The 11,487-nt window shown below is 49.4% G+C and carries 11 protein-coding genes; 3 read left to right on the top strand and 8 right to left on the bottom strand.

The genetic code is table 11. The features are described from left to right. The first annotated feature begins 67 nt into the window (after positions 1 to 67). Positions 68 to 223 (top strand): hypothetical protein, encoded by a 156-nt coding sequence (locus tag K7B07_RS01375; RefSeq protein ID WP_223706772.1) that lies wholly within the window; start codon positions 68 to 70, stop codon positions 221 to 223. A 78-nt stretch (positions 224 to 301) separates the two neighbouring features. Beyond that, positions 302 to 2,095, top strand: a complete 1,794-nt coding sequence (locus K7B07_RS01370) for an alpha-L-fucosidase (RefSeq protein ID WP_223706771.1) — start codon at positions 302 to 304, stop codon at positions 2,093 to 2,095. 30 nt (positions 2,096 to 2,125) lie between these two features. Here K7B07_RS01370 and K7B07_RS01365 read toward each other — a convergent pair whose 3' ends face one another. Beyond that, positions 2,126 to 3,196 carry an NAD(P)/FAD-dependent oxidoreductase gene (locus K7B07_RS01365; protein WP_223706769.1) on the bottom strand — a complete coding sequence of 357 codons (1,071 nt, stop codon included), beginning with the start codon at positions 3,194 to 3,196 and terminating at the stop codon, positions 2,126 to 2,128. Between the two features lie 485 nt (positions 3,197 to 3,681). Between K7B07_RS01365 and K7B07_RS01360 the strand changes: the two genes are divergently transcribed. Then, positions 3,682 to 4,392, top strand: coding sequence for a tRNA1(Val) (adenine(37)-N6)-methyltransferase (locus K7B07_RS01360; RefSeq protein WP_223706768.1), 711 nt, complete (start codon positions 3,682 to 3,684; stop codon positions 4,390 to 4,392). Here K7B07_RS01360 and K7B07_RS01355 read toward each other — a convergent pair. The 7 genes from K7B07_RS01355 to K7B07_RS01325 all read right to left on the bottom strand — a co-directional run bounded on the left by K7B07_RS01355 (position 4,383) and on the right by K7B07_RS01325 (position 11,347). Beyond that, entirely contained in the window at positions 4,383 to 5,672 is a 1,290-nt protein-coding gene (locus K7B07_RS01355; protein ID WP_223706766.1) for an HAD-IIIA family hydrolase, read from the bottom strand. The genes K7B07_RS01360 and K7B07_RS01355 overlap by 10 nt on opposite strands. A 69-nt stretch (positions 5,673 to 5,741) precedes the next feature. Beyond that, positions 5,742 to 6,326, bottom strand: a complete 585-nt coding sequence (locus tag K7B07_RS01350; RefSeq protein WP_223706764.1) for a D-sedoheptulose-7-phosphate isomerase — start codon at positions 6,324 to 6,326, stop codon at positions 5,742 to 5,744. A gap of 2 nt (positions 6,327 to 6,328) precedes the next feature. Next, positions 6,329 to 7,351: a GHMP family kinase ATP-binding protein gene (locus tag K7B07_RS01345; protein ID WP_223706762.1), complete on the bottom strand. Its 1,023-nt coding sequence runs from the start codon at positions 7,349 to 7,351 to the stop codon at positions 6,329 to 6,331. Further along, the gene (locus K7B07_RS01340) at positions 7,335 to 8,546 is read right to left on the bottom strand and encodes a glycosyltransferase (protein ID WP_223706760.1); all 1,212 of its coding nucleotides are present in this window, start codon (positions 8,544 to 8,546) and stop codon (positions 7,335 to 7,337) included. Before K7B07_RS01340 ends, K7B07_RS01345 begins: the two co-directional genes overlap by 17 nt. 100 nt (positions 8,547 to 8,646) lie before the next feature. After that, positions 8,647 to 9,591 carry a glycosyltransferase family 2 protein gene (locus K7B07_RS01335; RefSeq protein ID WP_223706758.1) on the bottom strand — a complete coding sequence of 315 codons (945 nt, stop codon included), beginning with the start codon at positions 9,589 to 9,591 and terminating at the stop codon, positions 8,647 to 8,649. Positions 9,592 to 9,593: 2 nt separating this feature from the next. Then, positions 9,594 to 10,076 carry a DUF4199 family protein gene (locus tag K7B07_RS01330; RefSeq protein WP_223706756.1) on the bottom strand — a complete coding sequence of 161 codons (483 nt, stop codon included), beginning with the start codon at positions 10,074 to 10,076 and terminating at the stop codon, positions 9,594 to 9,596. Then, positions 10,073 to 11,347 carry a dihydroorotase gene (locus K7B07_RS01325; protein ID WP_223706753.1) on the bottom strand — a complete coding sequence of 425 codons (1,275 nt, stop codon included), beginning with the start codon at positions 11,345 to 11,347 and terminating at the stop codon, positions 10,073 to 10,075. The genes K7B07_RS01330 and K7B07_RS01325 overlap by 4 nt, the downstream gene beginning before the upstream one ends. Between the last annotated feature and the right edge of the window lie 140 nt (positions 11,348 to 11,487).

The following is an 11,487-nucleotide window of genomic DNA, read 5'->3' as shown; positions in this document are numbered from 1 at the left end:
AATCGCTTGCCGGCGGTTGCCGGTAAGGTCTTGTGAGGTGGTTGTCTAACCCTTAAAAAGAACAAATATGAAAAATATTCTCTTTTATATGATACTGGCCGGCATGGCGCTGCTTCAAAGCTGCAGCGCTGTTGAAGCGATTTTTAAAGCAGGTATGTGGTGGGCCTTTTTCCTCGTTGGGATCGTCCTTCTCGGAATTTTCCTTTTATTGCGCCGGAAATAACGGCCGGATGGCGCCGGTGTTCCGGCAATGATGTTGCCACTGTAAAAGTTACGTATCTTAGCCGTAATCAGGTTTGTTATGAAAAATAAGATCGTTTTCTCTTTATGGATGGTATTTACTGCTTTTGCCGTTCATTCCCAGTCCGGTGCTGCAGCTGCTCCCAAGACCCGGTGGTTTACGGCCGCACGTTTTGGAATGTTCATTCATTGGGGTTTGTACAGTGCTGCTGAAGGGATGTGGAAGGGAGAACGGCTGCGCTACGGGAATAACTATGCGGAATGGATCCGTTACCGCAACCGGATCTCAAAGGATGAATACGGGGAACTGGCCAGGCGGTTCGACTGGAACCGGATCCGGCCGGAGGAATGGGTGCTGCTTGCAAAAAAAGCGGGAATGAAATACATAACGATCACGTCAAAGCATCATGATGGGGTAGCCCTCTGGAACAGTAAAGCGAGCGATTATAACCTAACAAAGCTAAGCGGCACCAACCGCGATGTGATCAAGGAACTGGCCGCCGCCTGTAAGAAGCACGGGATCAAACTGGGCTTTTATTATTCGCACTGGGTTGACTGGGACCATCCTTACGGATGGGATCATAATAAGGAGTTGACCGGAATTAAGGATGAGGACTACGATAAATACTGGCAGGAGAAAGTTATTCCACAGTTAAGGGAATTACTGACCAATTACGGCGACATTGCCATGTTCTGGTTTGATATGTGGCTGGACTATAAAAAGACCGTGGTGAAGAAAGAGCAGCTGGACCAGGTGGTGCGGCTGATAAGAGAGCTGCAGCCTAACTGCCTGATTAATTCCAGGATTGGCCTGCCGGCTTCCGACCCGGGTGTGGATTTTGAATCAAAAGGGGATAATGAATTCGGTTCCGTTTATACGGCGCATCCCTGGGAAACCTCCGGTACGATTGCGCATTCCTGGGGATATTACGGACAGGAAAATGAATGGAAATCGACCAGTCAGTTGCTGCAATCATTGATCGGGAATGTAAGTCTTAACGGAGATTTTACGCTGAATATCGGTCCGCGTGCCGATGGGTCGGTTCCTTACGAAGGCGTGCGTCGCCTGGAGGACCTGGGTACCTGGCTGTCAAAAAACGGTGAAGCCATCTATGGCTGTACGGGCCTCGAATTGCGGGCAGGCCAGCACGATTGGGGCAGGATCACCACCAAAACAGCCGGGAATAAACAGCTTGTTTATCTGCATGTTTATAATTGGCCGCTGGATAAGGTATTGCGTTTGTCGGGGATCCTTTCAAAACCGGAAAAGGCAGCACTGATCACGGCTTCCGGCAAAAAGCCCCTGAAGTTTACACAGAACGGGCCGCTCACGCATCTGCAGTTACCGGAACAGGCGGGGGATCCTTTTGTTTCTGTTGTGGTATTGCAATATCCGGCACCGGTGTCGCTGGATGGTGAGATGGTGGCGGAGTCCACCTTTGGTGGTTTTGCGCTTACGGGCGCCAATGTCTGGGAAAAAAACAGGGACTTTAAGCTGGAGCGCTATGACGGACTGCGTCCGACCCGTCTTGTTATCGATAAAGAGGGCATGCTGAACTGGGAGGTTTATATACCGGAGGCGGGCAGTTACCAGCTGGACCTGTCGTATCATAACCACTCGAAGGAAGCGGCCACCGTAGCGGCGCGTGTAACCGACCAGTACCTGGAGCAGCAGTTACCATCATCCGGTACCATTGTGGCAGAACCGCATCAGAGTTATACCGATGAATTTGTGGATACCCGGTTGGGGCAGCTGCGTTTTCCGCAAGCGGGTTTTTACCAGATCTCCCTCAGGGCAGTACCGGGTGCGGGGCCTTTATATTTTAACAGGATCTGGATCAGCAAAACCCGGTAACCGGCACTGATCACGCAAGGTATTGCACGACTAAAGCGGCTGCCGGCTTAGTATATTTTTGAAGCGGCTGATATCCACTTCAGGCAGGAGCGGCCGTTGATGCAACAGGTGCTCAACCAGCTGGTGCGAAAAATAAGGTGCCAGTGAGCAACCCTTTGTCCCCATACCATTCAGGATGCCGATGTTTGGATAAACCGGGTGGAACCCGGCAAAAGGCCTTCTTTCTACGGTTGCGGGCCGCACCGCAGCCTTGTGGTCCAGGATCCTGAAAGGAACTTTCAGCCATTGCCGGAGCGTTTGTTCCGTCGCCTGCCGGAATGCTTCGGTTGGGGCTTCATCTGTAAAATCCCAGATATAATTTGTTCCTGCCCAAAACAGGCCTGTTTCTACCAGCGGCGCCAGCAGCATTGATTTTTTGAAAAGCAGGCCGGACGGGAGTTCCGGTGCTTCTATAATTACTGCTTCTCCTTTATTAAGCGCAAAGGGAAGCAATGAAAAATAAGGATTGGCCGCGCCTGCGGCGCCATCACAAAACAGGATCCGGTCAGCTGTATGTTCCCTGTACTGAATAACCCGACCCGCTGCATCCAGTTGTGAAAAATCAAAGGGCTCTTCGATCAGTTTGTGCTGTTGCCTTAAAAAATTGCGCCAGGCAGGAAGCAGCCCTGCCATATTTACTACATAAGCGGGTGCAATGCAGCCGGCACCGAATTCGTAATTAAAATACGGGGCAAACTGCCGGTCATCTTCCAGCAGGCGGATATAATCCTCTTTCTGCGAAAGCTTTTTCAGAAAACTTTCTTTCATAAAAGGATTGGGAAAAAAATCAACAATAGCGGTTTTGGTTATGGCGGGTATATCCAGGAATGTGCCCATTGCAGTGTATGCTTTTTCTGCAAAAGGCAGAAGGATATCGTCGAGCCAGACCTTTACCACGCGGCGACCGGTAACCGGGTTGATGATGCCTGCTGCGACATTGGAAGGAGTTCCTTCCCGTTGCACATCGATCACGGTAAAGTCAAGACCTGCCTGATAGCAAAACCAGGAAAGAAAAGTGCCACTGATGCCCTGTCCCACAATGATAACCTTTGGCTGATTCATGAGCGAATGTATCTAAATATGTAAAACCGGCAAATAGTTGTATAATATTGTTGCGGTGTTTTTGAACCATTAAGGCATTAAGAATAGTTAAGTTTTTAATGTGCTTCATGTTCTTGAATCGCTTAATGGTTCCTGTAATGGTGTCGGTTTGTTGTGGTGTTTTTGAACCATTAAGGCGTTAAGAATAGTTAAGGTTCTGATGTGCTTAATGTCCTGAATCGCTTAATGGTTCCTGTAATGGCGGTGGTCTGTTGTGGTGCTTTTTAACCATTAAGGCATTAAGAATAGTTAAGGTTTTGATGTGTTTCACGTTCCTGAATCGCTTAGTGGTTCCGGTAATGGTGACAGTCTGTTGTGGTGTTTTTAAACCATTAAGGCGTTAAGAATAGTTAAGGTTCTGATGTGCTTGATGTTCCTGAATCGCTTAATGGTTCCTGTAAATGACCTTGATTTTGCGATAGCAGACTTATTCTTCATCTTTGCGTATGCCGAATCCGTATTTCCGTTTTAAGCAGTTTATTATTCGTCAGGACCGGTGCGCCATGAAGGTTACTACGGATGCCTGTCTTTTTGGTGCATGGGTGGCGGCACATTTGGCGGGCAGTTCCGGCACTGTGCTGGACATCGGAGCGGGAACCGGGTTGCTGAGTCTGATGATGGCCCAGGCAGCGCCTGTTGCTATTGAAGCCATCGAAATACAACCGGCGGATTATGAACAGGCTGCTGAAAATATTGCTGGAAGCCCCTGGTCGCAGACGATCCGCTTATTAAAGGGGGATGTGTTGCAGTACCCCTTTGAAAAAAAATACAGGGCTGTTGTAAGCAATCCACCGTTTTACGAGGGCGACCTGAGATCGGCGGAGCCGCAAAAAAATATAGCCCATCACAGTGCGATGCTGCCGTTACTGCCGCTATTGCAGGTAGTGCAGGCGCAACTTGAAGCGGAGGGCGACGCCTTCCTGCTGCTTCCGGCCAAACGTAAAGCAGCACTGGTGCGGTTGCTGGGCTCTTCAGGGCTGTATTTAAACGCGCTTTGCTATGTGCATCAAACGGAGCTGCATGATCCGTTCCGTATCATGGTCGTCTGCGGGCGCCGGAAAAAAGAATACACGGAAGAACGGATCGTGATCCGCCGGGCAAATGAATATACACCGGAATTTAAAGTCTTATTGCAGCCTTATTATCTTTATTTGTGATCCCGAAGCTGTTCTGCCAATGTCTTCAGATCGGGGACCTGAAGATCAATGTCGGGGTGAGGCAGTGTTTCGGGAGCATTGGTAGTGGTAAGATAGATGGTCCGCATCCCGGCACTTCTACCGAATTTCATATCCGAAATATTATTGCCCACCATTACCGATCTTGTAAGGTCAATATCCGGAAAATCCTCTGCAGCCTGTAACGCCATCCCGGGATTGGGCTTTCTGAAAAAATCGCGGGAGTCCACTGCTGTGGCATAGTAAATAGCAGGTATATGGCCGCCGCTTTTTTTTACTTCATCGCTGAGAAGCCGGTGAATGCCGTGCAGCGCTTTTTCTTCCATAAGACCCTTGCCGATACCCCGCTGGTTGGTAACCACGATCACATGCCGGAAATAATGGGTGAACCGGTGAATGGCTTCCGGCACACCCGGATAGAATTCAAACTCACCTTCGTGAAATACGTAGCTGTCGGGTTTTTCTTCATTGATCACACCATCACGGTCGAGGAACAACGTCCATTCCCTGGTAACGGCGGTCAGGTTAAAAGAGGATGTGCGGAAATCATCCTGGGCTCGGTTATAATCTTCAGGAATACCGATGTCGATAAAATACCCGTCGGAAACGGCTCCTGAAAATTTTCCATCGGTCACAAACCGTTCCAGGTATTCTTTTTCAAATGAAAATTTGGAAGGGAAGTCTTTTTGCAACAACGCTTCCCTGTGAACCAGATATACACCTGCGTTGATTAGTCCGCTTTCATAAAACTGCTTTTCCCTGAAACTTAAGATCTGATGCTGCTCATTGGTGGTTACCACGCCGTACCGGTCGAACTGCTTCATAGGCTTTAAGGCCAGGGTGCAATCTGCTTGCGTCTGCAGGTGCAGGGCGATCAGACCCTGCGCATCAAAGGCAAAAAAACTGTCGCCGTTCACAACAAAGACATTGGCCCCGGCGGCTTTTTGAAGCGCCAGCTTTATAGCGCCGCCGGTACCCAATGGTGTTTCCTCAACACAGCACTGGTACTGGAGTGTGGGAAATTCCTGCTGCAGGTATGCTTCTATTATTTCGTGTTTATATCCGAGACTGAAAATAAAACGCTGGATGCCCTGACCGCGCAGGTAACGGATCACATAATAGAGAAAAGGATGCCCGGCAACGGGCGCCATACATTTGGGAAGATCCGGCACTGCCTCCCGCAGCCGTGTGCCCAGCCCGCCGGCCAGTACAATAACTTCCTGTGCATTTTGCCAGTCTCCCTCCAGGCGTTTCTGAATCATGCGAAAAAATTGATAAGTGATGGCTGCCATCGCTTAAGCAGCGGATGTGCCAAAAGTGAGCGGTGATCTTTATGCTTCTTCTTCGAAATATTGTGCTTCCACCAGCTGACAGATGGTATGACCCAACAGCATATGACATTCCTGTATCCGCGGCGTATCCGAAGAAGGAATATTGATCAGGTGATCGCTGGCGGTTTTCAGCAATCCGCCGGTGGCTCCGGTAAATCCGACTGTGATCAGTCCTTTGGCTTTTGCGTGTTCAAAGGCCCGCACAATATTCCGGGAGTTTCCGGAGGTGCTCAGCCCGATAAGTACATCTCCTTTTTTACCGATACCATCGATGATCCGCGAATAGATCAGGTCGAAGCTGTAATCATTGGCGACTGCAGTAAGGTAGGATGTATTGCAATGCAGTGCTTCTGCAGGCAATGCTTTACGATCCTTGTAAAAACGGCCGCTGAACTCCGCGGCCAGGTGTTGCGCATCAGCTGCGCTGCCGCCATTGCCGCAGAAATATACGCTGTTGCCGTTTCTGAATGCGGTTACAATGAGTGCTATCACCTGTTCTACGGTTTGAAGAAGCGCTGCATTTTCCAGTACCTGCTGTTTTACATCAATCGATGCCTGTACCAGGGATTTGATTTGATTATTCATAACTATACGGTCCAGGTTTTTAAGCCATGTTTTACAAATTGATAGTTTCTATACTGGCCGCCAAACTGGCTCAGGCTGGCCCTTACCCGGTATTTTGTATTGCCGGGACAATAAAAGATCATAAAACCACCGCCTCCGGCTCCGCTGATCTTGCCACCCGAAGCCCCGTTCCTTTTTGCGGTTTCATAAATGGTATCGATGAGGTCGTTATTAATGCCGGCCGCCATTCTCCGCTTTTGTTCAAAGCCGATATCAAGGATGCGGCCTATTTCATCCAGCTGGCCTTTCAGCAATGCTTCCTTCATCATCTGGGCCTGGTACTTCAGCTGGTGCATGGCTTCAATAGACTGGCTTTTCTTTTCGGTAACATTCTTGCTTTGTTCGATAATGATCTTCGCCGACTCCCTGCTGGTGGAAGTATAATAAAGGAGGAGGTTGTTTTCCAGTTCATCCAGGTAACGCTGACGGATCCGCAGGGGATTTACAATTACTTTATCGTTGCTGTAGAACTCCATATAATTAACGCCACCGAAGGTAGCAGCATACTGATCCTGGCGGCCGCCGGCGAGCTGGAGGTCGCTGCGCTCGATTTCGTAGGCGTAATGTGCGATGTCATATTCCCCCAGCGGCAACTGCAGCATTTCTACAAAAGCGCCAACTATAGCTACCACGAGTGTGGAGGAGGTGCCGAGGCCCGATCCTGCCGGAGCATCCACATAGGTGCTCAGACGGAAACCACCATTTGAAAAAGGATAATCTTTTTGGATGCGGTTGTAAACCCCCTTCAACAGGTCAAGGTGTCCATCGAGCGGCAGTGCGGTCTGCCAGTCAAACACCACGGTCTCATCGCGGTCCATGGCTTCCAGGAAGATCTTTCCGTCATCCGTCCGTTCGATCGTGGCATTCGCATTCAGGGAAACCGTTGTATTCAGAATGGCCCCCCCAAATTCATCACAATAAGGGCTGACATCGGTTCCGCCGCCTGCCAGTCCGATCCTTAACGGTGCTTTACTTCTGTGAATCATCTTTTATCGGTTTATTGGCCAGATCAACGATGGCATTGACCAGGTTGGTCCAGCTGTATTTTTGTTTTTCGCTGCGAAGATGTGGAATAAAATAGTTCTCGCCTAATTTAAAAAATTCTGCAATGGCAGCCGCTATGGCCCCGGCCTCCGGAGCTGCCACCAGCCCGCTTTTTCCATGGGGAACCAGGGCCGGCAATCCGCCTACATTGGTCACCACCATTGGTTTCTCAAAATAGTAGGCCAGTGGTGTAACCCCGCTTTGCGTAGCGTTACGATAGGGCTGTACCAGCAGGTCGGCGGCGCACAGGTAGTACCTGACCTCACTGTCGGGAATGAAATCCGTTCGTAGCACCAGCTGATCGCGGATGCCCAGTTCGTCAATCTGATGCTGGTATTTTTCCTGGTCTTCATAAAATTCACCGGCGATGAGTAATTTGAGATCTGAGTTTTGAGATTGGAGATCGGAGACCGGGGCGGTAGCGTTTGAGATTTGAGCATTAGGAGTTGACTGTTGCGTTTTAAGTATTGAAACGGCTTCCAGCAACAGGTCCAGCCCTTTATAATTCCGGATAAAGCCAAAAAATAAAATGATCCTGCTATCGGCAGGCAGTCCCAGATGCGCCCTGGCATCGGCTTTGGAAACGGGTGCCCCGAATGTATCGTAAAGCGGGTGTGGCACCAGCAGCGCCGGTTTCTCTGTAAATTTCCGCAGGTCGCCCAGTACCTTTTCACTCATGGTAACAAAGGCATCACAGGCTTTTATAAAATACCGGGTGAATGCAGTATCGCCGGGACGTTTTTCATGAGGGATAATATTGTCGGCGATGCAGACAACAGCTGTTTTCTTATTTTTCCGCGCCCGTCTCAGGATCGTTCCCAGCGCGGGCCCCATCAACGGCAGCCAGTAACGGACCACAATGATATCAGGCGTTTCTTTTGCCAGTTCCCTGCCAACCCTTAGCCAGTTAACCGGAGATACGGAGTTGATGCGGGTCCGGATGGCAAGGTGTTCCGGGGCGGGCTCGTCTGTATATTGCGATTTTCCGGGAAAAAGGAAAGCGGGATATTGCAGTGAGAAGGACCAGATCGCACAGGCGTATCCTTCTTCGGTAAATGCTTTTGCAAGCCGGTGATTGAATGTTGCAAGTCCGCCACGCAGCGGGTGAGCCGGTCCTATGATGATCACTTTTGGCATTATGCAAATAAAAATGAAAAAGGGGAGAATCGGAAATCGGAAAAGGCCCTGCGGAACAGTACTAGATAATCACAAGTGCAGGACGTTATGAACAGCTGTACTACTCCAATCCGGTCTTCTCTTCGATCAGGTAAGAATTACGGCCCGGTGCATTGCGCGCCAGCAGCTCACTGATAAAGCCGGCCATGAACAGCTGTACCCCGATGACGATCGCTGTTAATGAAATGTAAAAACCCGGCCGGTTGGTAATGGAGAAGTCGGGACTGATCAGTTTCTGCAATGCGAGATAGAGCGCAGAGCAAAAGCCGATGATAAAAAAGAGCATCCCCCATACTCCGAAAAAATGCATGGGTCTTTTGGAGAATCTGCCTACGAATGTGATGGAGAGCAGGTCCAGGAACCCGTTAATAAAGCGGTCCCATCCAAACTTGCTGACGCCATACTGGCGTTTGCGGTGTTCCACTACTTTTTCACCGATCTTTTTAAAACCGGCCCATTTGGCCAGCACCGGAATATAGCGGTGCATTTCACCATATACTTCAATACTCTTTACAACCTTTTTCTTATAGGCTTTCAGTCCGCAGTTAAAATCATTTAATTTGATCTTGGATACCTTCCGGGTTACTGCGTTAAAAAATTTGGACGGAATATTTTTTGTCAGGGTGTTATCATAACGCACTTTTTTCCAGCCGCTTACAAGGTCGTATTTGTCACTGTTCACCATATGGAAAAGCTCAGGGATCTCATCCGGACTGTCCTGAAGATCCGCGTCCATCGTGATGATCACATCGCCTGCAGCAGCACGGAAGGCTTCGTTCAACGCTGCTGATTTGCCATAGTTGCGTTGGAATTTGATGCCCTTGACACAGGGATTTTTTTCACGTAATGCGCCAATCACCTGCCAGGAACTATCGGTGCTTCCGTCATCCACAAAAATGATCTCATAGCTGAACCGGTTTTCCTGCATCACTTTTTCAATCCATGCGGCCAGCTCCGGCAACGATTCTTCTTCATTCAATAATGGTATGACTACAGAAATATCCATTTTTAGTTTTTCTTTGACAAAGATAAGGCTCCGGCCACCACAGTGGTTACAACTACTCCGATGAGCAGGTATTGAAATATGGTTTGTGATACCATGATAGGAACATAGTATTTACGGGTATTTTTCGCTTCTTCTTCAATTTCGCGGGGAGTGCGGTCCTTCGCGGTTTTCAGCCGTTCCAGTTTCGATGCCTGTATCTCCCGTTCGATCATTGCCCCGTTGGACTGAAAAAAGACAAATGTATAAATGGCCATGATCAGTGTAACGACCACAAAACAGCGGAATCCGTTGCTGAAAAGGGCACTAAACACTGAGGAACCGTTTTTTGCGGGATACACGGCCCATACAATTCCTGCACCATAAATTAAAAATACGAGGTATTGGAGCGCTGAATTTGTGGGCACCTGCTTCCAAAGCAACAGCAGCCCCAATAGAACCATCCCTACTCCCGTTATCAGTCCCTTTCTTGTTGCGTTTATCTTCATCTGTTTTCCTCAAAGAGATTTGTCTGTTGATTGTGGACAATGCCCAGCGGTTTCCCGGTAAGCGGTTTGCCCGTAAATGCCGAGTTCTTGCTTTGCGACAGGATCGCATCCGCCGTCAGTTCCCATTTTTGAGCCGGATCGAAAACCGTTAGTGAGGCGGCAGCGCCTTCTTCAATTGTTGGAACCGCCAGCCCCATTATCTTCCGGGGATTGACAGAGAGCAACTCCACCCACCGTTCCTGGGAAACACCGGGCAGGGCCGTATTCAGCACCGCATAAGCCGTTTGCAGACCGATCATACCGTTCTTGGCATATTCGAACTCCACCATTTTATGATCGGTATCATAGGGGATATGGTGCGTGGCAATACAGTCAATGGTCCCGTCCGTAATGCCCTTCTGCAGCGCTTTCCGGTCCTCGGTTGTGCGCAGGGGCGGATTCAGTTTCAGGTTGGTATCATATGTCTGCAGGTCCTCTTCGGTGAAGAACAGGTGTGCAGGGGTCACGGAAACGGTAACTGCTGTTTTCTTCTGGCGTGCTTCTTTGATCAGTTTTAAAGAGGCGGCAGTAGTGATACCGGTCAGATGCAGGCGGGAGGCGGCATAGGCGGTCAGTTTCAGATCCCGCGCAATCAGCAGCTCCTCCGCGATCGCAGGCTTTGCCTGCAGGCCCAGCCGGGTTGACACGATCCCTTCATTCATCAGTCCGCGGGGTTGAATATCCTTATTATCCGGTAACTGGATCAATACGCCGTTGAAGGGCCGGATGTACTGCAGCGCCTTTACCATGATATCTGAAGACTGGATGGCATTTTTTCCATCGGTAAAGGCCACGGCCCCGGATTGCCGCATGTCGTAGATCTCCGCCAGTTCCCGGCCCTCCGTGTTCCTGGTGACAGCGCCCAGCGGATGAATGCTTACGGGAAGCTGTGCTGCCTTTCCTTTTATATAAGCTATCGTCGATTTCTGGTCGATGGCCGGCTGCGTGTTGGGCACAATGCATATATCCGTGAATCCCCCGGCGGCGGCGGCGCGGGCACCGGTGAAAAGCGTTTCCCGCGATTCGAAGCCCGGGTCAGCAAAATCAGAAAAAAGGTCCATCCACCCGGGACTCACATGCAGCCCTTTTGCTTCCAAGATCCTGGCGCCTTTTGCTGAAAGATTTTTACCAATGGATTGAATGATTCCGTTTACTATAAGGATATCTGCTGTACGCCCGTTAAAAGAAGAGGTTGGGTCGATGATCTTCGCTTGCTTAATGAGAATTTTCATTAAGGGGCGAAGATACGTGCAATTTCTGATTTTCTGTCGCTAATATATCAGAAGAATAGGACTGAATGCCAGGTATATAGAAAAGATCAGAATAGTTCGGGAAAAATGAAAAAAAACACTATCTTCGCCCTCCGATTTTC

This window comes from Niabella beijingensis (assembly GCF_020034665.1).
Classification (GTDB): domain Bacteria; phylum Bacteroidota; class Bacteroidia; order Chitinophagales; family Chitinophagaceae; genus Niabella; species Niabella beijingensis.
This window is presented reverse-complemented; position numbering and strand designations above follow the sequence as displayed.

What these genes read in the sequence shown, in the direction of transcription:
- K7B07_RS01375 (WP_223706772.1), top strand. Translation starts at nt 68, where the DNA reads ATGAAAAATATTCTCTTTTATATGATACTGGCCGGCATGGCGCTGCTT.
- K7B07_RS01370 (WP_223706771.1), top strand. Translation starts at nt 302, where the DNA reads ATGAAAAATAAGATCGTTTTCTCTTTATGGATGGTATTTACTGCTTTT.
- K7B07_RS01365 (WP_223706769.1), bottom strand. Translation starts at nt 3,196, where the DNA reads ATGAATCAGCCAAAGGTTATCATTGTGGGACAGGGCATCAGTGGCACT.
- K7B07_RS01360 (WP_223706768.1), top strand. Translation starts at nt 3,682, where the DNA reads ATGCCGAATCCGTATTTCCGTTTTAAGCAGTTTATTATTCGTCAGGAC.
- K7B07_RS01355 (WP_223706766.1), bottom strand. Translation starts at nt 5,672, where the DNA reads ATGATTCAGAAACGCCTGGAGGGAGACTGGCAAAATGCACAGGAAGTT.
- K7B07_RS01350 (WP_223706764.1), bottom strand. Translation starts at nt 6,326, where the DNA reads ATGAATAATCAAATCAAATCCCTGGTACAGGCATCGATTGATGTAAAA.
- K7B07_RS01345 (WP_223706762.1), bottom strand. Translation starts at nt 7,351, where the DNA reads ATGATTCACAGAAGTAAAGCACCGTTAAGGATCGGACTGGCAGGCGGC.
- K7B07_RS01340 (WP_223706760.1), bottom strand. Translation starts at nt 8,546, where the DNA reads ATGCCAAAAGTGATCATCATAGGACCGGCTCACCCGCTGCGTGGCGGA.
- K7B07_RS01335 (WP_223706758.1), bottom strand. Translation starts at nt 9,591, where the DNA reads ATGGATATTTCTGTAGTCATACCATTATTGAATGAAGAAGAATCGTTG.
- K7B07_RS01330 (WP_223706756.1), bottom strand. Translation starts at nt 10,076, where the DNA reads ATGAAGATAAACGCAACAAGAAAGGGACTGATAACGGGAGTAGGGATG.
- K7B07_RS01325 (WP_223706753.1), bottom strand. Translation starts at nt 11,347, where the DNA reads ATGAAAATTCTCATTAAGCAAGCGAAGATCATCGACCCAACCTCTTCT.